The organism is Leisingera sp. McT4-56 (genome assembly GCF_020514995.1).
GTDB classification, from domain to species: domain Bacteria; phylum Pseudomonadota; class Alphaproteobacteria; order Rhodobacterales; family Rhodobacteraceae; genus Leisingera; species Leisingera aquaemixtae_A.
The window spans coordinates 292303-315567 of record NZ_JAJALF010000003.1 but is presented as its reverse complement, the minus strand read 5'-3'; the positions used below and the strand labels follow the sequence as shown (position 1 = coordinate 315567).

27 protein-coding genes are annotated in these 23265 nt (G+C 64.7%); 15 read left to right on the top strand and 12 right to left on the bottom strand.

Annotated features, from left to right (window positions below):
- Positions 1-70 precede the first annotated feature (70 nt).
- Positions 71-352 (top strand): DUF167 domain-containing protein, encoded by a 282-nt coding sequence (locus LHL23_RS06835; RefSeq protein ID WP_226429276.1) that lies wholly within the window; start codon positions 71-73, stop codon positions 350-352.
- A gap of 3 nt (positions 353-355) precedes the next feature.
- Here the strand turns inward: LHL23_RS06835 and LHL23_RS06830 are convergent, their stop codons facing one another.
- Entirely contained in the window at positions 356-592 is a 237-nt protein-coding gene (locus LHL23_RS06830; protein ID WP_174146486.1) for a hypothetical protein, read from the bottom strand.
- Between the two features lie 149 nt (positions 593-741).
- Between LHL23_RS06830 and LHL23_RS06825 the strand changes: the two genes are divergently transcribed.
- From LHL23_RS06825 to LHL23_RS06805, 5 genes are all read left to right on the top strand, one after another.
- Positions 742-1467: a M48 family metalloprotease gene (locus LHL23_RS06825; protein ID WP_226429275.1), complete on the top strand. Its 726-nt coding sequence runs from the start codon at positions 742-744 to the stop codon at positions 1465-1467.
- A gap of 2 nt (positions 1468-1469) precedes the next feature.
- Complete coding sequence (locus tag LHL23_RS06820) at positions 1470-1862, top strand: YigZ family protein (RefSeq protein WP_226429274.1); 393 nt, start codon at positions 1470-1472, stop codon at positions 1860-1862.
- Positions 1863-1951: 89 nt separating this feature from the next.
- Positions 1952-2215, top strand: coding sequence for a DUF6455 family protein (locus LHL23_RS06815; protein WP_222478073.1), 264 nt, complete (start codon positions 1952-1954; stop codon positions 2213-2215).
- Positions 2216-2245: 30 nt separating this feature from the next.
- Positions 2246-2506 (top strand): DUF6455 family protein, encoded by a 261-nt coding sequence (locus LHL23_RS06810; RefSeq protein ID WP_226429273.1) that lies wholly within the window; start codon positions 2246-2248, stop codon positions 2504-2506.
- Positions 2503-2778 (top strand): DUF6455 family protein, encoded by a 276-nt coding sequence (locus tag LHL23_RS06805; RefSeq protein WP_226429272.1) that lies wholly within the window; start codon positions 2503-2505, stop codon positions 2776-2778. The genes LHL23_RS06810 and LHL23_RS06805 overlap by 4 nt, the downstream gene beginning before the upstream one ends.
- Before the next feature lie 45 nt (positions 2779-2823).
- On the opposite strand, the gene LHL23_RS06800 is transcribed toward LHL23_RS06805, so the two are convergent.
- Entirely contained in the window at positions 2824-3078 is a 255-nt protein-coding gene (locus LHL23_RS06800) for a CDGSH iron-sulfur domain-containing protein (RefSeq protein WP_226429271.1), read from the bottom strand.
- Between the two features lie 288 nt (positions 3079-3366).
- On the opposite strand from LHL23_RS06800, the gene LHL23_RS06795 reads away from it, so the two are divergent.
- Positions 3367-4197, top strand: coding sequence for a sulfotransferase family 2 domain-containing protein (locus tag LHL23_RS06795; protein WP_226429270.1), 831 nt, complete (start codon positions 3367-3369; stop codon positions 4195-4197).
- A gap of 97 nt (positions 4198-4294) precedes the next feature.
- On the opposite strand, the gene rimO is transcribed toward LHL23_RS06795, so the two are convergent.
- Complete coding sequence (rimO, locus tag LHL23_RS06790; RefSeq protein ID WP_226429269.1) at positions 4295-5713, bottom strand: 30S ribosomal protein S12 methylthiotransferase RimO; 1419 nt, start codon at positions 5711-5713, stop codon at positions 4295-4297.
- A 259-nt stretch (positions 5714-5972) separates the two neighbouring features.
- On the opposite strand from rimO, the gene LHL23_RS06785 reads away from it, so the two are divergent.
- The 3 genes from LHL23_RS06785 (at position 5973) to LHL23_RS06775 (ending at position 9624) form a co-directional block, all read left to right on the top strand.
- Entirely contained in the window at positions 5973-6638 is a 666-nt protein-coding gene (locus LHL23_RS06785; RefSeq protein WP_226429268.1) for a pentapeptide repeat-containing protein, read from the top strand.
- Entirely contained in the window at positions 6568-7422 is an 855-nt protein-coding gene (locus LHL23_RS06780; RefSeq protein ID WP_226429267.1) for a pentapeptide repeat-containing protein, read from the top strand. The genes LHL23_RS06785 and LHL23_RS06780 overlap by 71 nt, the downstream gene beginning before the upstream one ends.
- Positions 7423-7662: 240 nt before the next feature.
- On the top strand, positions 7663-9624 hold the full coding sequence (locus tag LHL23_RS06775) for an AsmA family protein (protein ID WP_226429266.1): 1962 nt from the start codon (positions 7663-7665) through the stop codon (positions 9622-9624).
- 213 nt (positions 9625-9837) lie between these two features.
- Here the strand turns inward: LHL23_RS06775 and LHL23_RS06770 are convergent, their stop codons facing one another.
- Genes LHL23_RS06770 through LHL23_RS06755 form a run of 4 tightly spaced genes read right to left on the bottom strand, consistent with a single transcriptional unit; the run spans position 9838 to position 14515 of the window.
- Positions 9838-11334 (bottom strand): phosphomannomutase/phosphoglucomutase, encoded by a 1497-nt coding sequence (locus LHL23_RS06770; RefSeq protein WP_222478087.1) that lies wholly within the window; start codon positions 11332-11334, stop codon positions 9838-9840.
- Positions 11335-11355: 21 nt separating this feature from the next.
- The gene (gene kdsA, locus LHL23_RS06765) at positions 11356-12189 is read right to left on the bottom strand and encodes a 3-deoxy-8-phosphooctulonate synthase (protein WP_226429265.1); all 834 of its coding nucleotides are present in this window, start codon (positions 12187-12189) and stop codon (positions 11356-11358) included.
- Positions 12190-12204: 15 nt separating this feature from the next.
- The gene (locus LHL23_RS06760; protein WP_226429264.1) at positions 12205-13878 is read right to left on the bottom strand and encodes a capsule biosynthesis protein; all 1674 of its coding nucleotides are present in this window, start codon (positions 13876-13878) and stop codon (positions 12205-12207) included.
- Positions 13856-14515, bottom strand: a complete 660-nt coding sequence (locus tag LHL23_RS06755; protein WP_222478093.1) for an ABC transporter ATP-binding protein — start codon at positions 14513-14515, stop codon at positions 13856-13858. The genes LHL23_RS06760 and LHL23_RS06755 overlap by 23 nt, the downstream gene beginning before the upstream one ends.
- A gap of 239 nt (positions 14516-14754) precedes the next feature.
- Here LHL23_RS06755 and LHL23_RS06750 point away from each other — a divergent pair, with 239 nt between their 5' ends.
- From LHL23_RS06750 to LHL23_RS06740, 3 genes are all read left to right on the top strand, one after another.
- The gene (locus tag LHL23_RS06750) at positions 14755-15372 is read left to right on the top strand and encodes a uracil-DNA glycosylase family protein (protein WP_226429263.1); all 618 of its coding nucleotides are present in this window, start codon (positions 14755-14757) and stop codon (positions 15370-15372) included.
- Entirely contained in the window at positions 15369-16160 is a 792-nt protein-coding gene (locus LHL23_RS06745; RefSeq protein ID WP_226429262.1) for an SseB family protein, read from the top strand. Before LHL23_RS06750 ends, LHL23_RS06745 begins: the two co-directional genes overlap by 4 nt.
- 93 nt (positions 16161-16253) lie before the next feature.
- Complete coding sequence (locus LHL23_RS06740; RefSeq protein WP_222478099.1) at positions 16254-16667, top strand: ester cyclase; 414 nt, start codon at positions 16254-16256, stop codon at positions 16665-16667.
- 65 nt (positions 16668-16732) lie between these two features.
- Here LHL23_RS06740 and yghU read toward each other — a convergent pair whose 3' ends face one another.
- A complete protein-coding gene (gene yghU / locus LHL23_RS06735; RefSeq protein WP_226429261.1) occupies positions 16733-17608 on the bottom strand; it encodes a glutathione-dependent disulfide-bond oxidoreductase in 876 nt (291 codons plus the stop codon).
- Between the two features lie 272 nt (positions 17609-17880).
- Here yghU and LHL23_RS06730 point away from each other — a divergent pair, with 272 nt between their 5' ends.
- Positions 17881-18399, top strand: coding sequence for a YHS domain-containing (seleno)protein (locus tag LHL23_RS06730; protein WP_226429260.1), 519 nt, complete (start codon positions 17881-17883; stop codon positions 18397-18399).
- Positions 18400-18485: 86 nt separating this feature from the next.
- Here the strand turns inward: LHL23_RS06730 and LHL23_RS06725 are convergent, their stop codons facing one another.
- Together LHL23_RS06725 and LHL23_RS06720 are read right to left on the bottom strand one after the other, a co-directional pair.
- On the bottom strand, positions 18486-18881 hold the full coding sequence (locus LHL23_RS06725) for a cupin domain-containing protein (protein ID WP_226429259.1): 396 nt from the start codon (positions 18879-18881) through the stop codon (positions 18486-18488).
- A gap of 164 nt (positions 18882-19045) precedes the next feature.
- The gene (locus LHL23_RS06720) at positions 19046-19639 is read right to left on the bottom strand and encodes a GcrA family cell cycle regulator (RefSeq protein WP_222478107.1); all 594 of its coding nucleotides are present in this window, start codon (positions 19637-19639) and stop codon (positions 19046-19048) included.
- Between the two features lie 161 nt (positions 19640-19800).
- Here LHL23_RS06720 and LHL23_RS06715 point away from each other — a divergent pair, with 161 nt between their 5' ends.
- Complete coding sequence (locus LHL23_RS06715) at positions 19801-20613, top strand: ABC transporter permease (RefSeq protein ID WP_226429258.1); 813 nt, start codon at positions 19801-19803, stop codon at positions 20611-20613.
- Between the two features lie 18 nt (positions 20614-20631).
- Here LHL23_RS06715 and LHL23_RS06710 read toward each other — a convergent pair whose 3' ends face one another.
- Together LHL23_RS06710 and LHL23_RS06705 are read right to left on the bottom strand one after the other, a co-directional pair.
- Complete coding sequence (locus tag LHL23_RS06710; protein ID WP_226429257.1) at positions 20632-21870, bottom strand: MFS transporter; 1239 nt, start codon at positions 21868-21870, stop codon at positions 20632-20634.
- Positions 21871-22000: 130 nt separating this feature from the next.
- Positions 22001-22912: a DMT family transporter gene (locus tag LHL23_RS06705; protein ID WP_226429256.1), complete on the bottom strand. Its 912-nt coding sequence runs from the start codon at positions 22910-22912 to the stop codon at positions 22001-22003.
- Positions 22913-23265 lie beyond the last annotated feature (353 nt).

Genomic DNA, 23265 nt, shown 5'->3' with positions numbered 1-23265 from the left:
CAGGGTGATAGCCGTGGCAGGGCGGCAAAGTCTATGGCCTTTGCAGCCCGCACAGGGCATGTTTGGCGCCATGGGAAAGCCAAGGAAGAAAGACCTGCCGGATCTGGGCCATCTGCGCGTGCCGGGCGCGGAAATTGCCGTGCGCGCCACGCCCAAGGCGGCGCGCAATGCCATTGTGCAGGCCGAGGGCGTGCTGAAAATCTCTGTCACCACGGCGCCGGAAAACGGCAAGGCGACCGAGGCCATCCGCAGCCTGCTGGCCGTGGCGATGGGCACCGCGGCGTCGAACCTTGAGCTGCGCCGCGGCGGCGCCTCCCGCGACAAGATCTTTGTCTACACCGGGCCGGGCTGAGGGTTACTCCTCTCCAACCAGACGGTAGACGCCTTCGGGCAGGTCAAGCGCTGCTGCGAGGTCCCGCACCTGCAGGTGCGAGAGGGTGATTTTCTGCACGCTGTCGGTGCGGGGGTCGTATTGCTCGACCGTCACGCATTCGGCGAAGGAATTGATGGTCACATCCTCGTTGAGCGGGGTTCCGTTCTCGTCAACAAGGGTGATCACCGTCGAGTCGAATTCATGTTCGATGGTAAACATGGCCCCAGCCTGCACCGCGGCCCGGCCGCTGGCAAGACCTTGCAAACACAGGCGATCATTCCAATCTACCGGCAAGGTTCCGCCGCCGGGCAATTGCCATCCCCGGAGCTTGCGGGATAATGTGCGGACGAATTGCAAAAGGATGTGCCATGCGCCGTTTACTGTGTCTGTTTGCCCTTGCTGCCAGCGCCTGCAACATGGTGGTTGAGCCTGCATCCCAGCCTGCGCCCCAGCCTGTTCCCGCTGCGCAGCGGCAGCCGGTGCAGGGGATGGCGCCGGGCGAGGCGCGCAGCGCCTTTGCCACCGTCAGCCGCCGGGTGGAGCCGGTGGCGGAGCGCGAGTGCCGTAAGCGCACCCAGGGCCTGAACTGCGACTTCCTGATCCGCATCGACCCGAACCCCAAGGCCGCGCCGAACGCCTATCAGAGCCTGGACCGCAACGGCCGCCCGGTGATCACCTTCACCCAGCGGATGCTGGGGCAGATCGCCAACCACGACGAACTGGCCTTTGTGATGTCGCATGAGGCGGCCCACCATATCCGCGGCCACCTGGCGCGGCAGGCGACGAATTCGGCGCTGGTCAGCGCCGGCGCCGGGCTGATCACCGCGCTGGCGGGGGGCGGTTCTGCCAGCGTGTCAACGGCGCAGGACATCGGCGGCTTTGTCGGCGCCCGCACCTATTCCAAGGATTTCGAGCTGGAGGCGGATGAGCTGGGCACCATCATCACCCACAAGTCCGGCTACCGGCCCAGCGTCGGCGTGCGCTTCTTCAACCGGCTGCCGGATCCGGGCGACCGCTTCCTGGGCACCCACCCGGCCAACCCGGACCGGGTGCGGGTGGTGCAGGCGACCATTGCGCGCAACGGCCTGAACTGACCGTGGCTGCCAAGGACCGCACTGCCCCCGCGCTGGAGAAACTTGGCGTGGTGCTGACCGACCGCGGCTCGAAATACGCGGTGACCGGCGCGCGGGTTTCCTCGCGCGAGGAGGTGGATGCGGTCCTGGCGGACCTCAAATCCGACCGCGCCTATGCCAAGGCGACCCACAACACCTGGGCGGCGGTGCTGCCCAGCGGCGGGCTCAAGGCCGATGACGGCGAGAGCGGCGCGGGCATGGTGATTCTGCGGATGATGGAGCGCGAAGGCATCACCGGTCACGTCATCATTGTCACCCGCTGGTACGGCGGCAAGAAGCTCGGCGGCGACCGTTTCCGCCGGGTGCAGGATGCAGTGCGCGCCTATCTGGACCACCAGGGCGGGAAACCTGCGTGAAAATTTCGTCTGGTTGACCTGGGTCAAATTCCTGCCTGTTCCCGATCGCTAAGCTGCCCCGGCAATGCATGATTACGGGGGACTGCGCGATGACCGCCGAAGCCGACCTGAAAACCCACGCCGAACTGTTCGACCGGATGGCCTGCGCCGTGGGCCTGGATCTGGAAGAGGAAGCCGTGGCCGGCACCCTGCGCTTTGACGAGATCGCCGAGGCGGTGCTGCGCTGCACCCGCTGCGGCGGCGTCGGCGCCTGCCGCAAGTGGCTGGCCGAGGGGCTGCGCCCGGGCGCAGACGCGCCGGATTTCTGCCGCAACCGCGACCTGCTCGGCTATCTGAATGAGCAGCAGGCCTGAGCGCGCTGTCCCAGCCAAGGAGTGCAAACCATGAATCCATTGGGTGAGCCGCTGCGCCATTTGCGGCTGCTGTCAAGGATGGGCGACACCGTCGGCGCCGATCTGTCCGGCGCCTTTGCCGCGGGCCGGATCGGGCACCAGGAATGGGCGGCAATGGTCACCGCCTGCCGCGGCTGCGAAGCGCCGGAGCAATGCGCGGCGTATCTGGCGGAGCATGAGCGTGCCAGCGCCCCGATGCCGGGCTGCCGCAATGCCGAAGAGCTGAAGCGCCTCAAGGAACTGGCCCGATGAAGGACATGGCAGCGGAGGCAGAGGGCCTCGGAAACATCTTCCGCCACTTGTGGCTGATGCGGTCGGTGGCCGAGGCTGCGGGCGTCGACCTGGACCGGGCGGTGCAGGACGGGCGGCTCAGCGGGCTGGACTATGCCAGGATGGTCACTGGATGCCGCGGCGCCGGCTGCAGCAAGTCCTGCGCCCTGTGGCTGTCCTCCCGCCGCGGTGAGGCGCCCGCGGTGCCGGAGTTCTGCCCCAGCGCGGATGTCTTCAAGCGGCTGATGCCCTAGGCCCCGCGCGGCCTTCTGTCGCGCGCTGCGCCTGCCGGCGCTTCACTACAGCTTGGAATGCGTGCCGTCGCACAGGGGTTTCTTGTCCGAGTGCTTGCAGCCGCAGAAGAACAGCTTGCCGTCCTTATCCGCGGTGTATTTGACCGGTTCAAACGCCGTGTCCTTGTGCGAGCCGTCGCAGAACGGCTGGCGGCTGGATTTGCCGCAGGCGCACCAGAAATAGGTCTTTCCCTCCTTCACCTCGACGGGGAAGGGGGCTTTCTGCGCGATCTCCGGTTCCGGGGTGCTGTCATTCGGCATGGCTGGGGCTCTCCCTGGCTGGTTGGGGTCTGTATCCGAACTTTGCCCCGCTAGGGCGTTAGGTCAAGTTGCCCGTTTGGGTTCCGCGCCGGCCGGCCAGGAATGACGCGGATGCGGTTGCGGTTCAGGCCGCTGCCAGGTGTTTGCAATAGTCCACACTGCACCCAGCGCCGCAAAAGGCCCGCGAACCGAACTGTCGACTTCAGCCGGACTTTGCTATAGCCGCTTCTGCAAAGTGCCGTCAGCAGGCGCTTGTGCTGGGGCATCAAGATTTGAACGGAGTGGGAAGTGCTTTCACGACTCTTTAGCCGAAAACCTGAGGAGAGCGAGAGCGAAGTCAGCGAACCCACTGACCTGAAGCGTATCGTTTTCTTTCACGTCCCGAAATGCGGGGGCTCAAGCGTAAGAGACGCGCTGAAGAGCGCATACCGGGAGAAGAATCTCACCGCGAGAAACGTCGTATTTCACTTGGACTCGCATACGAGCAAATCGTCTTCGGATTTGATGGGCGAAAACCTTGCAGTCCACAGAGAGCATGTATTTCTGTATAAATTTATGCTCCGAAAGTATTTTCTGTTGACCGGGCATTTCCCCTATTCGGATTCCGTTGCAAAGGCCAAAGCGAAAAATGATCTTTTTGTCACGCTGCTCCGGGATCCGTTTGACCGGAAACTGTCCCAGTACTACTACAACCGGCACAAGGCGGATCACCAGGCGCATTTCGGAACCGATTTGAGCCTGGAAGACTGGCTTCAAAAATCCATTGAATCCACTAAGCCCGGTTCTTACACACGGTACTTCTGCGGCAATGTGCGGCTGGAGCAGGGAGCCGATGAGACGGATGGGCAATTCGTTCAAGGCAGGGTCGACGCGGCAATAAAAAACCTTCGTACCTTTGATGTCGTGGGAAATGTGTCGGACATGGCAGGGTTCGCCGGGGAAGTGTCAAGGAAATCAGGGCTTTCGGTCAGCATTGACCATCTGCGCAGGTCTCCCAAATCGGGCTACCCAAAGTTTCGCCAGCAGCCGAAGCACATTCAAGCATTGCTGGAAGCGTCCTGTGAGCACGATGTCAGAATTTATGAATCCGTGTTCGGTGCAGGCAGCGCCGGCGCGTAGCTTTCAATAGGACCTGTGCCAGGGGGCTCGGCAGTGACAGCCGTCAGGCATATCGCGACCAAGCCATAGATGGGGCAGGCTGCCTTGAACAAGCCGCCTATCCGGCGATTTGCCCCCACAGGTCATATTCCCCGGCCTCGTCCACGGCGACCGTGACCAGATCACCCGCCTGGAGGCTCTCTGTTCCTTCGTCAATGAACAGGTTGCCGTCGATCTCCGGCGCGTCGGCCTTGGTGCGGCAGGTGGCGATGCCGTCCTCATCAATGTCGTCCACGATGACCTGCATGGTCTGGCCGACCTTGGCCGCCAGCTTGGCTTCGGAAATCGCCTGCGCCTTCTCCATGAAGCGCTCCCAGCGCTCCTGCTTCACCCCTTCCGGCACGTGGTCCGGCAGGTCGTTGGAGCGGGCGCCGTCGACGTTTTCGTATTTGAAGCAGCCGACCCGATCCAGCTGCGCCTCGTCCATCCAATCGAGCAGGTGCTGGAACTCCGCCTCGGTCTCGCCGGGGAAGCCGACGATGAAGGTGGAGCGCAGGGTGATATCCGGGCAGGTGTCGCGCCAGGCTTTGATCTCGTCCAGCGTCTTGGCTGCCGCTGCAGGCCGGGCCATGCGGCGCAGCACGTCCGGGTGGGCGTGCTGGAAGGGGATATCCAGATAGGGCAGCAGCGCATTGTCCGGGTCCGCCATCAGCGGGATCAGCTCGCGCACATGCGGGTAGGGGTAGACATAGTGCAGCCGCACCCACAGGTCCTCTGCTGGGGCCAGCTTGCCCAGCTCGCGGGAAAGGTCGAAGATATGGCTGCGCACCTCCTCCCCCTTCCAGGGATGGGCGGAATACTTGCGGTCGAGCCCGTAGGCAGAGGTGTCCTGCGAAATCACCAGCAGCTCGCGGACTCCGGCCTCAACCAGTTTCTCCGCCTCGCGCAGCACCGCGTGCACCGGGCGCGACGCCAGTTTGCCGCGCATGTCCGGGATAATGCAGAACTTGCACTTGTGGTTGCAACCCTCTGAAATCTTGAGGTAACTGAAGTGCCGCGGGGTGAGTTTCACACCGGCTGCCGGCAGCAGGTCCACGTAAGGGTTCGGGCTGGGCGGCACCGCGGAATGCACCGCGTCCAAGACCTGCTCATACTGGTGCGGGCCGGTGACCGCGTGGATGCGCGGGTGATGCTCGCGGATGTAATCGGGCTCTGCCCCCAGGCAGCCGGTCACGATCACTTTGCCGTTTTCCTTCAGCGCTTCGCCGATGGCCTCCAGGCTTTCCGCCTTGGCGCTGTCGAGGAAGCCGCAGGTGTTGACGATCACCGCGTCAGCCCCGGCGTAATCGGGGGAGATACCGTAGCCTTCGGCGCGCAGCCGGGTCAGGATGCGCTCGCTGTCCACCAGCGCCTTGGGGCAGCCGAGCGAGACCATGCCGAGGGTCGGCTGGCCGTCACGGGGGGCGTCGCGGAACTGCGGTTCCGGGGCAAGGTCGGGGCGGAGGCTGGGCGGGTTGCTGGACGGGGTACTGGTCATGCGCGCGCATATATCAGGAATGCGGCAGGAGGCAAGGAAAACGGGGGGTGCCAGGCGTGCACTCCCTGTACACTCCCTGTGCACCGGGGCGGCGCCAAATGCCACACGCCCGGCCGCAGCCGGGCAGCGCCTGACCTTCCCCCTGGGAAGGCGCTACTCGCCTCCCCAAGGTCAGGCGCTGCCCTCCGTTAGGTGTTGAAGCCGGCGCGCCAAAGCACGTAGCCTGCGGCAAAACCTATTTGCATGACGAGAGCGATTGATGCGTGACGAGACAGAAGCGCCGGAGGCCCCGGCCACCCTGCAGTCCAAGCTGAAGCCTGCCAACGAGAACCCCTGGTATGTGCTGATGACGCTTTACGGGGACGATCATGACCGTAACAGGGCGATTTGGAATGCTTGGGTATGGCATGGACTGTCAAAGGAGGAAAAGCGAAAACTCGTTGGCGACGGTGTAATAGTCTCTGTTGGCTTGCTCGATTGGGAGAATATCCAAGATGAAGTGATTTCGAAGTTTGAGGCTGAGTTTAAGCGGAGGAACGAACCGCATTGCCCAGTACCAGATTTTCCGCCCCCCCATCACTCTATACGCTTGTCTAGAATTTTGGTGGAAGATTCGTTGGAATTTCAGCGTTGGGTTTTTCCAAGCGGTGTCAACATTTTGCATGTTTGTTTCAAGCAGGATGTCGACTTTGAGGATGCCCTGTTCTTAGATGGTGTTTCAATTCGAAGGACTGTTTTTGAGGGCGATGTAAATTTTCTGGGAACATCTTTCTTCGGGCGCGCAAGATTTTTTGCTAATTTCGGCGGTGATTTATCATTCTCAGAATCCCGGTTCAATAAACCAGTTAATTTCCATGATTCTGAATTCATGGGTTACGTTTCTTTCAGTAGGACTACTTTTTTTGGACGAGGCGAATTTTGTTGATGCCACTTTTAAAAGGAGGGTATCGTTTGAGAGGGCAAGATTTCACGGGAGGGCTAGGTTCTTAGATGTTGTGTTTGGCGAGCCAAGGGGCGTCGAGGCTAGTTTCCCCAGTTTCCGAGAGTGCCAGTTCGACAATCCAACCTCTTTTAGCCAAGCTTCATTTTTGAATGCTTACCCAGACTTTTCAGGTGCTATTCTGGATGATAGAACCAAATTTACCGCGCGCGGGGAGCCGACTGAGAGCGAGGTTAAGGCGAACAGAAATCGGAAGGGTGCCGTTTACTGGCCTTATCAAACGAAACAAGATTCAGAAGTCGCCCGCGATAGCTGCGCCACCATCCGCCACATCCTCGCCAAACAAGGCCTCCCTGAAGACGAACACTTCTTCTTCCGCCGGGAAATGCACTTCGCTGGCAAGATTGGCTCCCTCTGGCAGCGGTTGCCCTATTTGTTGTTTGGCTGGTTCTCGGAATACGGCTATTCCATCGCACGCCCGTTTTGGTGGCTTTTCGCGATTTGGTTGCTTGGCACCTTTGTGATAGCGGAGCACTTTGTGAATGAAACCGCCAAGCCTCTGCTCGGCTCTGATGACTGGACGGCGATGGCGCTGAGCTTTTCAAACCTGTTTCCACTGTTCGGGTTCGGGCGGGCCTATTTCGGGGCTGAATTCCTGCAGGCATTGCCGCCGCATCTGAAGGTTCTGTCCGGCGTCCAGACCGTCGCCAGCCTGCCGCTGTTGTTCTTCCTCGGCCTGGGCCTGCGGCAGCGGTTCCGGCTGCGGTAGAGGCGTTGGCCTCCCGGGCTGCCCCGCGGCCCGGTTCGCGCCGGCCCGCCCCGTCATGCCGGAGGCATGATTTCAGCGCGGCGGCGGGTGCGACGTGCGCCCGCCCCGGGACGGGCGCAAATCTCTCGGCAGCGCAGCAACACCATGCTTTGAACCCTCTTTGCATTGCACCCCCGCGCACAGGCGGTAAGCTGCGCAAAACCCCGCGGGAACAGGGGGCAAGGCAAGAGGAGTGGGCTGATGAAGCTGATTTTCCGGGTTGTGACGGCGCTGGTGCTGACAGTGGTGCTGCTGGCGGCGCTGGTGCTGCTGCTGCCGGGCGAGAAGATCGCGCGGCTGGCGGCGGATCAGCTGCAGGCGCAGACCGGGCGCACGCTGGCGTTCGGCGGCAAGGTGCGGTTCACTTTCTGGCCGACGCTGGGCGTCAAGGCGGATGCGGTGACGCTGTCCAACGCGGACTGGGCCGGGCCGGAGCCGATGCTGCGGGCCGAACGCCTGACCATCGGCATTTCAGCGGCAGAGCTGCTGCAGGGCGACGTGCGGATCACCGAGGTCTCGGCCATCCTGCCGCATCTGAACCTGGCCACCAATGCCGAGGGCGTTGGCAACTGGGTCATGGATGGCGGCGCGGGCGGCGGCACAGGCGGCACTGGCAGCGGCGGCACATCCGATGGCGGCAGCAGCAGCAGCGCATTGCCGCTCCGGATCGAGGCGGTGGAGCTGACCGGGGCCTCGCTGCGCTATGCGGCGCACGGGGCGCCGCCGGTGGAGATGAAGAACATCGACCTCAGCCTGCTGTGGCCGGACCCGGCGGGCACCGCGGTCGTCAAGGCCACCCTGCGCCCGGCGGGGGAGCCGGTGGAGGTGGATGCCGAGATCGGCACCTTTGCCGCCTTCCTGGCGGGCGAGGTCTCCTCGGTCGGGGCAAGTGTCACGGCCCCCGGCGGCAAGGGGCGGTTTGACGGCCACGCCGATATCAATGGCGAGGCCAGCGGGCGGCTGACGTTCGGGGCGCAGGATGCCCTGCAGACCGGCGTGGCGCTGGGGGTGTTCCTGCCCGATGCGCTGGCGCAGAAGGCGGTGTTCGCCGCCGATGTGACCTATACCGCGGACGGGCGGCTTTCGATGCGGGATCTGGCGGTTGAACTGGGCGCAAACAGGCTGACCGGCGCTGCGGATGTGGAGTTCAAGGAGCGCCCCAGCATCACCGCGCAGCTGCAGGGCGGGGCGCTGGATGTCTCCGGTTTCGCCGCCGGGCAGGGCGGTTCCGGCGCGGGCGGCAGCGGTGGCGGCAGCGGCAGCAGCACGTCTGCGGGCAGCGGCTGGCCGGATGATCCGATCGACGCCTCGGCGCTGGGGCTGGCGGATGCGGCGATTGACCTGAGCTTCGACAGCCTCAGCACCGGCGGCGTGAACCTGGGGGCCAGCAAGCTGAACCTGACGATGGAGCGCAGCCGCGCGGTGCTGAAGTTTCTGCCCGCGTCGATGTTCGGCGGCCAGGTCCAGGGGCAGGTGGTGGCCAACAACCGCAGCGGGCTGTCGGTGGGCGGCAAGCTGACCTTTACCGGCATCCGGCTGGAGCGCGCCCTGGGGGAAACCGCGGGCTACAGCCGGCTGAACGGCGAAGCGCTGGGCGAGCTGGAGTTCCTCGGCTCCGGCAAATCCGTCAAGGCGATCATGCGCTCGCTGAGCGGCAAGGGCTGGCTGGAGGCAGGCAAGGGCTTTTTCACCGGCTTCGACCTGGAAGAACTGATGCGCTCCGGCGGCAACGGCGGCAGCACCGTGTTCGACCAGCTGACCGCCAGCTATACGATCAAGGACGGCAACCTCCGCAACAAGGACCTTCTGGTGCTGCTCAAGGGCTTCCGGGCCGAAGGCAAGGGCCGGATCGGCCTTGGCGCGCGCGATATCGACTACCTGTTCACGCCGCAGCTGGTGCGGGCAGGGCGCGATCAGGTGCTGACCATCCCGGTGCGGATCAAGGGCAGCTGGGACAACCCGGACATCCGGCCGGACTTCGGCCAGGCGCTGCAGCCGAAGATCGACGAGATCGAGCAGGAAGCCAAGGACCGGGTGCGCCAGAAGCTGAGCGAGGAGCTGAACACCGAGATCGCCCCGGAGCAGGACCTGAACGACGCGCTGAAGCAGCGCATCGAACAGGAGGCCCGCGACCAGCTGCTGAAGCTGCTGGGCGGCGACTGAGCCCTTCCGCCTGCGGCCGGGTCAAGGAGGGCCGAGAGGCCCCCGGGCGCAGCCCGGCGCGTCCTTGACGCGGTCGCAGGCGCTTTACACTCGAAGTGGCGCATCCAAGGGCAGACCTGGCCTTGGACCGCTTCTCAGCCAAAGAAAAAGCGCCCGCCGGAGGCGGGCGCGGATCGCCTGCGAAGCAGGCGAAATCCCTCTTGTATGCGGGGGTCAGATGGTCTGGTCGTAATCGCCCACCAGCGGCTCGGTGCGGATCACCGCGTCGATATCCGCAAAGATTGCCCGCATCTCGTCCTCGCTGTCGGAGCTTTCGCAGACCACCACCAGGTTCGGGGTGTTGGAGGATGCCCGCACCAGCCCCCAGGAGCCGTTGTCGAGGATCACCCGGGCGCCGTTCACGGTGACGACGTCCTTGATGGCGCGGCCGGCAAAGCTGTCGCCTGCCTGATGCTTGGCCACCAGTTTCTGCACCAGCCGTTCCAGCACCGCGTATTTCTCGGTGTCGGCGCAATAGGGCGACATGGTCGGGGTGGACCAGGTCTTGGGCAGCGCCTTCCTGAGATCGGACATCGACTGGTCCGGGTTGCGGTCCAGCATCTTGCAGACCTCAACCGCCACCCGCATGCCGCAGTCGTAGCCGCGGCCCACGGGCTCGGCCAGGAAGTAGTGGCCGGACTTCTCGAAGCCGGCCAGGGCGCCGATCTCCTTGACCCGCCGCTTCATGTAGCTGTGGCCGGTCTTCCAGTAATCCGCGGTGACGCCGTTCTTCTGCAGCTCGGGGTCAGAGGCAAACAGGCCGGTGGATTTCACGTCGGCAACAAAGGTGGAGTTCGGATAGATCTTCGACAGGTCGCGGGCCATGATCACGCCCACCTTGTCGGCAAAGATCTCCTCGCCCTCGTCATCGACCACGCCGCAGCGGTCGCCGTCGCCGTCAAACCCCAGCGCCAGATCGGCGCCGGAAGCCTTCACGCTGGCAGCCATGTCGTGCAGCATTTCCATGGCTTCGGGGTTGGGGTTGTAATGCGGGAAGGTGTAGTCGAGCTCATTGTGGCTCTCGACCACCTCGACGCCGATGCGCTTGAACAGCTCCGGCGCAAAGGCAGAGGCGGTGCCGTTGCCGGTGGCGCAGACCACCTTCAGCGGGCGGGTCATTTTGAAATCGCCGACCAGATCGTCGAGATAGGCTTCCTTGACGCCCTCCACGAACTCGTAAGAGCCGCCGGGGGCAGGCTGGCCTTCGCCGTTCAGCACGATATCGCGCAGCTCGCTCATCTCGTCGGGGCCGTGGGTCAGCGGGCGGTCAAAGCCCATCTTGACGCCGGTCCAGCCGTTGGGGTTGTGGCTGGCGGTGACCATGGCCACGGCCGGCACATCCAGGTGGAACTGGGCGAAATAGGCCATCGGCGACAGCGCTGGGCCGATGTCCTTTACCTTGATGCCGGCCTGCATCAGGCCCAGGATCAGCGCGTTCTTGATCGCCAGCGAATAGTCGCGGTAGTCGTTGCCGACCGCGATCACCGGGTCGATGCCGCGCTTGCGCATCTGGGTGCCGAGGCCGAGGCCCAGGGCGGTCATGCCGGGCAGGTTGATCTCCTCCGGGTATTTCCAGCGCGCGTCATATTCGCGGAAGCCCGTCGGCTTGATCATCGCGTCGCGCAGGAAGCTCCAGGTGTTCGGGGTCACCTCAGGCTGCGGTTTGGTCATGTCTGAAATACTCTTTAGGGGTCAAATACGGATAGGGTCGGCCTTGGCCAGCGCATCAAAGCGCATCAGGCTGCCGATCAGCTGCGGCATCTGGTCGAGATAGATCATGTTGGGCCCGTCGGAGGGCGCATTGTCCGGGTCCTGGTGGGTCTCGATGAAGACCGCGGAAATGCCAAGCGAGACCGCCGCGCGCGCCATCAGCGGCGCGAATTCGCGCTGGCCGCCGGTGGAGCCGCCCTTGCCGCCCGGCTGCTGCACCGAATGGGTGGCGTCCATCACCACCGGGTAGCCGCCCTGCGCCATCTGCGGCAGCGACCGCATGTCGGCGACCAGGGTGTTGTAGCCGAATGAGGTGCCGCGCTCGGTCAGCAGGATGTTGGTGTTGCCGGTGCTTTCCACCTTGGCGACCACATTGGCCATGTCCCAGGGCGCCAGGAACTGGCCCTTCTTGATGTTCACCGCCTTGCCGGTGCGCCCTGCGGCCAGCAGCATGTCGGTCTGGCGGCACAGGAAGGCGGGGATTTGCAGGATATCGACAGCCTCGGCCGCCACTGCGCATTGTTGTTCAGTATGCACATCGGTCAGCACCGGCACGCCGAACTCGCTGCGGATGGTGTCCAGCACCTTCAGGCCCTCGTCGATGCCAAGCCCGCGCTTGCCCGAGAGCGAGGTGCGGTTGGCCTTGTCGTAAGAGGCCTTGAACACGAACTGGGCGCCTGCCTGGTCGCAGGCTTCCTTGAGCGCGCCGGCGATCATCCGGGCGTGGTCTGCGGTTTCCAGCTGGCAGGGGCCCGCGATGATGGTCAGCGGACAGTCATTGCCGATGGTGAGGCCGGCGATATCGATGTTTTTCATGAGCTTCCGATAGCTTTACGATGACACCTGCTCCCGCAGGATGGACGCGGTGAGCGAACACATCAGGTAGATACCGGAAAAGATCAGGAAAGCCAAAACGGTATTCTCGAACTTGCGCGGATAGGCGGGTTCGTCACTGGCGACCGGCTCCACCGCGGTGGTCAGGTAGCGGACCTGGCGGTTGGCCTCCAGGCGGGTGGTTTCCACTTGCTGCAAGGCCGATTGCAGCATCAGGTCGCGGGTGGCGAGATCGGCCTGGGCCATCTGGATCTGGATCCGCAGGCTGGCCAGCGAGTTTTCGCCGGCCGAGGCGTCGACCATCCGGTTGTTCAGGTTGGCGATCACCGCCTCCAGCCGTTTGATGTCCGCCTCCGCGCCGGACACCTTGGCGCGGTTGGGGCGGGTGTTGTCGAGGAGCGCGGCCAGCTCCAGCCGTTTCTCCTCCAGCTGGATTTCAAAGGTGCTGATCTGCTGGCGCAGCGAGGCCACCACGCCTTCGGGGTCGAGAACCGAGCCCTGCTGCTGCAGGACAACCAGCTGTTCCTGCGCCGCGCGGCGCTGGGCCTCGGCATCGTGCAGCGCCGCTTCGGCCTCGGACATCTGGTCGGCCCGCTTCTGCTGCGACAGGTTGTTCACCTTCTGCTGCGCATAGGAAATCAGCTTGCGCGAGAACTCGGCCGCGACTTCCGGGTCGGCGGCGGAGACCTCCATCCGCACCACGCCTTCGGTCGGGTCATAGCCGATTTTCACGTTGCGGCTGTAGGTGGCATAGGCCTCCTCATTGGTGGGGTCGCTTTCCAGCCGCTGGATCGGGTCCAGCCAGTCTTGGGTGAAATGCGCCTTGAAACCGGCCTCGCGGTCCAGCCGCAGCATCGCCTCCTTGGACATCAGGTAGCTTTGCACCGCAATCGAATCCTGGCTGGTGGCGAACTGGGTGCCGGACAGCAGCCCGCCCATGCCGCTGGCGGCGCTGTCGGCCTTGAGCACCAGGAACTCGGACTTGGAGGAATACATCGGCGTGGCGATGGCATAGAAATAGATGCCCGCGGCCAGGGTCGGCAGCATCACGAAGAAGGCCAGCCGGGTGGCCAGCATCGTCAGCTTGCGGCGGCGGCGGCGGGCGATGTCGCGCTGGATTTCCTGGATTTCGCGGTTGCGGCGCTCCAACGGGCTCAGCTCTGCGGCGGGCAGCGTGGTCTTGGCCGCTGGAATGGTCTGCGGCAGCTGCACGGTGCCGGGGGCGGGCGGGGCGCCGGATGGCTGCGCCTTGTTCTGCGGCACCACCAGCTCCAGCATATTGGTGCGCTGGAACGGGTCGATGCCGCGCTCGCGCAGCATCCGCACCGCCTCGAAATCAGAGGTGGCGGACAGATTGTGCTTTTGCGCCATCCGCCGGGCGAGGCGCAGCTGGCGGCCGGTCAGCCCTTCCTGGCGGATCGCGTCGATGTCGGTTTCCATGCTGGTTTCGCGCGGCGAGCTGACCATGCCGCTGAGCGGCGCAGGGCCGGCCTCTGCCGCCGCAGGTTCCGCCGGTTCCGCCGGGGCAGCGGCCGCGGGAGCGGGCTGCGCCTGGCGGCCGGCGCCATCCGCAGGGTCCACCGCCTGCGGCCGGGCCGCCTCGCTCTCTGCGCCTTCGGCGGCAGGGCTGCGGCGGATGCGGAACTTCTTAGCTCTCGGTTTCGTAGTCATAGAGCTGTTTCGCTTCTTCCAGAGTGTCAAACATGTGCAGCTGCCCCTGCAGGAGGACGGCAGCCGAACGGGCAAATTTTTCCAGCGTCTTGGCCTGGTGCGAGACGATGATGATGGTGGTGGTCTGCAGACGCTCCTGCAGGATTTCGCCGGCCTTGCGGTTGAACTCCACGTCGGTGGTGCTCGGCATGCCTTCGTCGATCAGGTAGACGTCGAAATCCAGCGCCAGCATCAGCGAGAAGCTGAACCGCGCCCGCATGCCCGAGGAGTAGGTGCCGACCGGCTGGTCGAAATACTCCTTGAGCCCGCAGAGCCAGCGGCAGTAGGCCTCCACATAATCCGGGTCCAGCCCGTACAGCTTGGCGATGTAGCGGCAGTTCTCCATCGCCGACAGTCGGCTGATGACGCCGCCCATGAACCCCAGCGGGAAGGAGACCTTGCAGTTGCGGCGGATCTCGCCCTCATCCGGTTTTTCGAGGCCGGCCATCATGTTGATCAGGGTGGTCTTGCCGGTGCCGTTCGGCGCCAGCACGCCCAGCGACTTGCCGGGCTCGATACGGAACGACACCCGGTCAAGGATCACCTTGCGCTGGGTCCCCGTCCAAAAGGACTTGCTGACGTTTTCAAACTCAAGCATCGCCTGTTCCGGTACTGCCCGTGCGGCCCTGTCGCGGGCTCTGTTTGCCTCGATGTCCAGACGCCTTCAACGCGCCTATGGCTCTGTCTTATCAAAAGAGTGTTAATGGCCTACGCCGGGAATTTGGTCTTATTATGTCGAATTGTGACATAAATCATCAACCAGGTGTTAACCAATCTGCCGCGTATCCGGGCGGATCGCGCAGGTTTTCCGGGGCCGGACAGGGGGCAGGGCGCAGGATGGCTGTTTCCAAAGCTGAAACAATAGGCGCCAGCCGGCACTTGAAGGCGCAGATTCGCGGCTGCCGGATCTGTGCGGAGCGCTTTGCCGCCACCGCCACTGCGCATGAACCGCGCCCGGTGGTGTGGTTCCGCCCCTCCGCCCGCATCCTGATCGCCGGCCAGGCGCCGGGCGCGCGGGTGCATGAAAGCGGCCGCCCCTTCACCGATCCCTCCGGCGACCGGCTGCGGGCCTGGCTGGGGCTCTCGGAGGAGGAGTTTTATGACAAGGACCGGGTCGCGGTGGTGCCGATGGGGTTCTGCTTTCCCGGCTACAACGACCGGAAGGCCGATCTGCCGCCGCCCGCCGTCTGCGGCAGGACCTGGCATCATCAGGTGATGGACCATCTGCCGGAGGTTCAGCTCAAGGTCCTGGTCGGCGCCCATGCGCAGCGCTATCACCTTGGGCTGAAGGGGCCGGTGACGGCGCTGGTGCAGGGCTGGCGGGATCATGCGCCGCAGGTCTTCCCCTTGCCGCATCCGTCCTGGCGTAATACCGCATGGCTGAAGAAGAACCCCTGGTTCGAGGCGGAACTGCTGCCGGTTCTGCAGGCCCGGGTGAAGGAGCTGATGCGATGACTGATGAAACCCCGCTGGATCTGGCCCATGCCGCGATGGAAGCTGCGCCCGAGAACGATACCGCCCGGCTGCGGTTCTATGAACGGCTGGCGGATGCCGAGCTGTTCCTGATGCTGACGGAAGAGGCCGCGGGGGAGCAGATCTCGCCGGAGCTGTTCGAGACGCCGAACGGCGCCTTTGTGCTGGTGTTCGACCGCGAGGAGCGGCTGGCGCAGTTTGCGGGCAAGCCTGTGCCTTATGCGGCGCTGTCGGGCCGGGTGGTTGCGCAGATGCTGGCCGGGCAGGGGATCGGGCTGGGGCTGAACCTGGAGGTGGCGCCCTCGGCCTTTCTGATCCCGGCAGAGGCGGTTAGCTGGCTGCACCAGACCCTCGGCCACGCGCCGGAGGAAGTCGAGGCCGGGGTGGCGGAGTTCACCGCGCCCAAGGGCCTGCCGGAGGCGCTGCTGACGGCGCTGGACGCCAAGCTCGCCACCGCGGGCGGGCTGGCGGCGGCGGCCTATCTGGCCGGTGTGCGCTATGCCGCCGGCGGTCAGGGGCATCTGTTGGGGTTTGTCGGCGCCAAGGAGGCGGCGCAGGCCTCGCTCGCCAAGGCCGCCAGCGAGGCGCTCACCTTCTCCGGCATCGAGGCCGGGGCGATGGATGTTGGCTTCTTCGAGGCGGAGGACCCGGTGGCGGCCAGCCTGGCCCGTGTCGGCCTGCGGTTTGACCTGCCGCAGCCCAAGACGCCGCAGGAATTGAAGCCGGTTAAGCCCGGCAGCGACCCGGACAAGCCGCCGCGGCTCAAATAGGCTTTCCTCGCCCTCATCGGTTTTCGCCTTATTTGCTGCTGAAGGTGCGTGGCCCTGCGCCAGGCCCTGAAAACAACCCGGAGGGAGAGAACGATGTCCATCAAACAGACGGCCCATGATTTCTGCGAGGCCTGCGATGCGGGCAAGGGATGGGACGTGTGCCAGGAATGGTGCACGCCGGACGCCACCTTCTCCGTCCAGGCGGATGCGCTGGCGGAGATCAAGACGATTGCGGATTATACCGAATGGGCCAAGGGGCTGCTGACACCGATGCCGGACGCCCATGCCGAGTTCAAATCCATCGCGGTGGATGAGGACGGCAACCGCGCGATCCTGTTTGCGGTGTTCCATGGCACCCACACGGTGGATGCGGGCAACGGTGCGCCGACCGGTAAGAAGGTCGCCTCGGACTATGTCTATGTGCTGGATTTCGACGGCGGCAAGATCCGCCACATGACCAAGGTCTGGAACGACGTGCATGCCCTGACGCAGGTGGGCTGGATGTAGAAAAAGCGCCCGCATCGCGGCGGGCGCCTGGTAATTCTTGAAACAGGGCCTTGCAGGCTGGGCGGTTACTCCGCCGCTTCCAGCTTGTCCTGGGTGCGGGTGTCGAAGTCGCTGGCGTCATGGCGCTCGTGCAGCTGGAACGCCGGATCGCCGGAGGTGCGGTTCACCATGCGGCCGCGCTGCACCGCCGGGCGGGCGTCGATGGCCTTGGCCCAGCGGACCACGTTCTTGTAGCTGCCGGCATCCAGGAACTCGGCCGCGTCGCCGTAGTTGCGGCCCAGAACCAGCTGGCCGTACCAGGGCCAGATGGCGATATCGGCGATGGTGTATTCGTCGCCTGCGATGAACTCGCGCTCCGCCAGCTGCCGGTCCAGCACATCCAGCTGGCGCTTGGTTTCCATCGTGAAACGGTCGATCGGATACTGGAATTTCTCCGGCGCATAGGCATAGAAGTGGCCGAAACCGCCGCCCAGGTAGGGCGCGCTGCCCATCTGCCAGAACAGCCAGTTCAGGGTCTCGGTGCGGGCCGCGCCCTCCTTGGGCAGGAAGGCCCCGAATTTCTCTGCCAGATGCAGCAGGATCGAGCCGCTCTCGAACACCCGCACCGGCTCTGCGCCGCTGCGGTCCAGGAGGGCCGGGATTTTGGAGTTCGGGTTCACCTCGACAAAGCCGGAGCCGAACTGGTCGCCGTCACCGATCTGGATCAGCCAGGCGTCATACTCGGCGTCTGCGTGGCCCGCGGCCAGCAGCTCCTCGAACATCACGGTGACTTTCACCCCGTTCGGGGTCGCCAGAGAGTAGAGCTGGAAGGGGTGCTTGCCCGCGGGCAGGTCCTTGTCATGGGTCGCACCGGCGATGGGGCGGTTGATCGAGGCGAACTCGCCGCCGTTGGCTTGTTCCCATTTCCAGACTTTCGGCGGGGTGTAGGGGGTGTCGCTCATCTGTCGGCCTTGTCCTGATTGTTTCCTGTTCATGGGCAATCGCACGCGCTGCGGCGATCGGCTCCGGCTGAGATAAGGGGTTATTTGCAAATTCCAATGACTGGAAGGTCTGCACGCGGAAATTTTACAATCCGCTCACATCCTCTCGTCCCCGGACACAGAGCCGTGAGCCCCCCTTCGCATTTGCCGCCGGGGCGGTAATGTCAGTGCCGAGGCCGGTGCCGCGAGCCGGTGCCCCATTTGAAGCGATCACCGATGAAAGGGACGATCCCATGAAGCGTATTGCATTTGCTGCTGCGGCGGCGCTGTCCTTTGCCCTGCCGGCCTTTGCCGGCGAACAGTATGTCGACGGCACCGGTTACGCGGTTTCCGGCTATGACGTGGTGGCCTACCGCAGCCTGGAGATGAACCCGGTCGGCACGCCGCAAACAGCCCCGGTGCGCGGCAGCACCGAATTCACCGCCGATTACAACGGCGCCACCTGGGCGTTTTCCACCGCGGAAAACCGCGACGCGTTCCAGCAAAACCCGGCCTATTACGCGCCGCAGTATGACGGCCACTGCGCCTATGGCGTGTCCAAGGGCGGCAAGGTGCCGGCCAACCCGAACCTGTGGCGCATCGTCGACGACAAGCTGTATCTGAACATCACCGACGTGGTGGTCGGCTTCTGGGAGGAAGACATTCCCGGCAACATCAACCTGGCCGAGGGCAACTGGCCGGGGATCGAGCCCAAGGCAGCCTCCGACAGCGTGATCCCGAAATTCACCTCCGAAGGCCCGGTCGCCAACTGACGGCCGCAAATCCGCTGCGCCGCTCCCGGTCCGTCAGAGGGCCGGGGGCGGCGTATTCCATCAAAAACACCGGCTGTGCCGCCCTGTCAGTTGCTGATCATCAGCGGCTTGCCAGCTTCGCCGACCTGGAAAACAACGATCTTGGCCCGCTCCGTGGTGCTGGCGTTTGAGCCGATCATGCTGATGTTCGGCCTTTCATAAAACGCTTCGCCGGCGCTGTATTCGACAGGGTCTTCCCCGTCGACATCAATCTTCACCGTTCCCTCGATCACATAGACGAAGACGTGCCCCGGATGGTAATGGTGCTCGGTTTCCCAGTCTGGGTCCACGTCGAAGACAACGATATTGGCTTCGGTTCCGGGCATGCCTTCCAGCTCAGTCTTCAGAACCGGTTCCGATACGGTGTCCGCTGATGCCGGGGTAAAAGACAGGGCAATCGCTGCGCCAAGGGCGGCGCAGGCCCCGGATGCTGTGCGTTTCATGTTGGCCTCCTCGCTGAGTCAGGCCCGCCGCCGCCAGGGCGGTGGCGGACTCCGCTATCATACACATTTTTGCATGTTTCCGGGAGGCAGAGAGGCCGGCAGCCGCCCGGACAGAAAAAAGGCGCCCTTGCGGACGCCTTCAAGTCTCTAAAAGCCAGCCAGCTTCAGCGGCGGCGGTCGCGGCGCGAGGACATCGGCTGGAACGCCACGCCCACATGCGCCTCGCAATAGGGCTTGCCCTGCTGGGCGGGCAGGCCGCAGAACCAGAAGTCCTCGGTCGCGGGGTCGCCGACCGGCCATTTGCAGGTGCGCTCGGTCAGCTCCATCAGGCCCAGTTTCTTGGCCTTCTTCTCGATCTCATTGACCTTGGCCAGCGCCTCGGGGCTGATTTCATTGGCCGAGGGCTGCGGCGGCAGCGGCTGGCCGGCCGGGATGATCTGGCGGCGTGCCGGGGTTGCGGGCTTGGCGTCCGCGGACGGCTGGGCCGCGGCCGGGCGCGCCGGTTCGGTTTTGGGCTGCGGCTTGGGCTTGGCGGCGGCAGGTTTCGGCGCGGCGGCCGCGGGGGCTGCTGCGGGCTTTTCCTTGGGTTCGGCAGCCTTGGCGCCGCCGCTGTTGCGGTTGGACAGGCCGAGGCGATGCACCTTGCCAATAACGGCGTTGCGGGTGACGCCGCCCAGTTCCTTGGCGATCTGGCTGGCCGACTGGCCCTCGCCCCACATTTTCTTGAGCAGTTCGACGCGCTCGTCTGTCCAGGACATCTGTTGCCTTTCCAAGCTAATAGCGGCCCCAGGGGTTCTGCGGCCGCCATCATATTCCGTGTGATCGCCCTATTCTAATCACTGCGGGCGGAGTTACAAGGCATCTTGCGCCTATTGGCTCAGCCGTTATGCAGTCCCGGCAAGGAAATGCAGGGGGCAGCATGGCAGATCAGGGCTATCAGGTCGAATTGGGCGCGCGCCGCTTCGGGCGGGTGAACTGGATGGGGCTCAGGGCGCTGGCCTGGCGCGAGGTGCAGCGGTTCCTGGCGGTCTGGACCCAGACCCTGCTGGCGCCCTTGGTGACCGCGGCGCTGTTCCTGATGATCTTCAACATCGCCATCGGCCCCAGGCGCGGCGATGTGATGGGGGTGCCGTTCCTGACCTTCCTGGCGCCGGGCATCATGATGATGACGGTGATCCAGAATGCCTTTGCAAACACCTCATCCTCCATCGTTATTGCCAAGGTGCAGGGCAATATCGTCGACACGCTGATGCCGCCCCTGTCGGGGCTGGAGATCCTGCTGGGCTACCTGGCAGGCGCGGTGGCGCGCGGCACGCTGGTGGCGCTGGGCATCGGGCTGGGGCTGATGGCGGTGCTGCAGATCGTGCCCGCGCACCCGCTGACGGCGCTGGTGTTCATCGTTCTGGGCGCGGCGTTTCTGGGCGGCCTGGGCATCGTCGCCGGAGTGTTCGCCGAAAAGTTCGACCAGATGGCGGCGATCACCAATTTCATCGTGACGCCCCTGGCGTTCCTCTCGGGCACTTTCTATTCGGTGGAGGCGCTGCCGCCGGTTCTGAAAGTGATCTCGCATCTGAACCCGGTGTTCTACCTGATCGACGGGGTGCGATTCGGGGTGATCGGCACCTCCGACAGCCCGCCCTTGCTGGGGCTGATGGTGTGCAGCAGCGCCACCTTTGCGGTCTGCCTGCTGGCCTGGGTGATGCTGCGTACCGGCTACCGGCTGAAACCCTGACCTGAAACTCTGACGCCGCTACTCTGCGGGCAGCGGATCCTCCGCGGGCTGAGGGACCGCCTTTGTGCGTCCCAGCCGCGGATGCAGCTTGCCCGCCAGAAGCGCGGCATAGGCGGCGGCCGCGGCGCCTGCCGCAAAGATCCCGGCCAGCGGCGACACCATCAGCACCAGCCAGGCAGCCCCCGGGGTCAGAATGCCGGAGATATCCCGGTAGCTGGAATAGACCGCCGACATCTCGGTGCGTTCGGACGGTTTCACCGCCATCAGGAAGGGCAGCCCGCCGCAGATATCCAAGAGGATCAGCGCCGCGGACCCCGCCATCAGCAGACCCACCGATACCGCGGGCCAGCCCTGCAGCGCCGCCGCGGCACCGAAACAGGCCGCAACGGTCAGAAACCCCGTGCGCACGGCCAGCCGGATCGAATGCCGCTGCACCCAGCGCTGCAGCAGCGGCGCGCCGAACAGGCAGGCGTTGGTCACGGACAAGAGGATGCCGCCCAGTTCCTGCCCCAGTCCCTTTTCGATGGCAAAGATCGGCAGGTAGACCACATAGATCCACCAGCCGGCCGACCGGATCACCGCAAACAGGAAGCCGGTGATCAGCCGCGGCTGCTCCAGAAAACGCGGCAGGTATTTCAGCGGGTTGGAGGCCGGGCCGCGGGCGCGGGCGATCTGCTTGCCGTTGCCCATCCGCATCCACCAGAAGGCCGCCAGCATCAGAAGCGCCGCAGCGCCAGAGATCAGGAAGGGTGCGGGCGCCCAGATCTCCAGCAGCAGCACGCCGGCCATCGGCCCGGCGGTCCAGCCAAGGGCCGAATAGAACATTCGCGAGGTCTCGCATTTGCCCAGCTCGACGCGGGAAATGTAGTCCAGCACATAGGCGTTGAAGCAGATGAAGGTGGTGACCGCCGCCACGGTGTTGAGCGCCAGCGCCGCCAGCACGGAGGCCGGGCTGCCCTCGATCGCCAGGGCTGCCGAGGCCACGAACATCGCCGCACCCAGGGAGTAGGCCCAGCGGCGCGGCACCAGCCGGACCAGCGCGGGCACCATCAGCCCGGCCAGCAGCGACAGGATGCCCACCGCGAAATAGGAGGCCGAGACCAGCCCGGCATCCCCCAGCGCCCGGTACATGATCAGCGGAAACACCGAGATCAATGTGCCGCGCACCACCGCCTCAAGCCCCGCCAGGATGCCGAAATCCCTGACCGAGGGCACCGGCGCGTGGCGCAGCCATTCTGGAATCCGCCTCTCGTGCATCTGCGTGCTCCTGTCCTGCTTTAGGGCAGGGTGGCGCGCCGGGCAGGCGGAAATTGCCGGTTTTCGACCTCAGCGTCGCGGCTGGGCCAGTGTCGGAAAATAACTTTTCGTGAGCGGCGGCGGCCCGGGGCTATCTTCCCGCGGTTGCCGTGCGGCCCGCGGGCGGCCGCACCCGGCCTTCGCGCCAGGCCAGAACAGCGGCGCCCGCCAGGATGATGCAGGCGCCGAGGAAGGAAATGGCATCCGGCACCACGCCAAAGCCGAGGAAATCGTAAAGCGCCGCAAACACCAGCGTGGCATAGCTGAACGGCGCCACGAAGGACGCATCGGCCCGCGCCATGCCGTTGATGAAACAAGCCTGCGCGCAGGCCATCAAAAGCCCCAGCGCCGCAAGCGATGCCCATTGCGCCGGGCTGGGCATCTGCCAGACCGGCAGCACCGCGCAGCTGGCAATCATCATGCCCAAAAGGTTGTTGAACCACAGCACCTGCAGCGGCCCCTCGCGGCCTGCGAGTTTCTTGATGAAAATCAGCTCCAGCCCCATCACCGCCGCCGCGCCCAGGGCCAGCAGCGCCGCGGGCTGGAAGCTGGCGGGCGTCGGCCTGAGCAGGATCATTGCCCCCATCATCGCAATCAGCGCCGCGCCCCAGCGCCAGGGGCCGACGCGTTCGCCCAGGAGCGGGATCGCCAGCAGCATGCCGAAGACCGGGTTCAGGAAGGTGATCGCGGTGGCATCGGCCAGCGGAATATAGGCCACCGAGGCAAACATCAGTGTGACCCCGGCCCAGCCGAAGGTGGTGCGCCCGATGTGATAGCCCCAATGCGGGCGGATGAAGCGCGGGCGCAGGATCAGCACGGCGGTTGAAATCGCAATGAAGGCAAACAGGAAGCGCCCGTGGCTGATCTGCATCGGGTGCAGCGGCGCGCCCAGGCTCTCGGTTCCCAGCGCCTTGGCCATGAGCGTGGTGCCCGCAATGAAGGTTGTCGCCGCCAGGATCAGGGCGGCGGCCAGGGCCGGGTTCTGCGGGGTGCTGCGCGTCATGGCTCCAGCGGTGCGGCAAGCCGCCGCGGGATGCAAGGGGAAAGGCTTCGGCAGCCGCCGTAATTAACCTCCAGGGCAGGGGCGCTGCCCCGCGGGCTTGGAGAAGGAGGGGCGCTGCCCCTCTTGGCCTGCGGCCAATTCACCCTGGAGTATTTCGCCAAAGGTGAAAGGGCCGGGCGGCGCATTGGCGGGGCAGGCTGCACAAAAGGGGTTTTCTTTCGCTAAAACCTCCACTATGGAACCCGCCTATGATCAAACGCGCATATACCACCATCTCGCGACGCCGACGCCGCCTGGCGTAACCGGCCCTTTGATCCCCTGTGTCTGCCGTGCAGCACATCCCCCATTCGAAA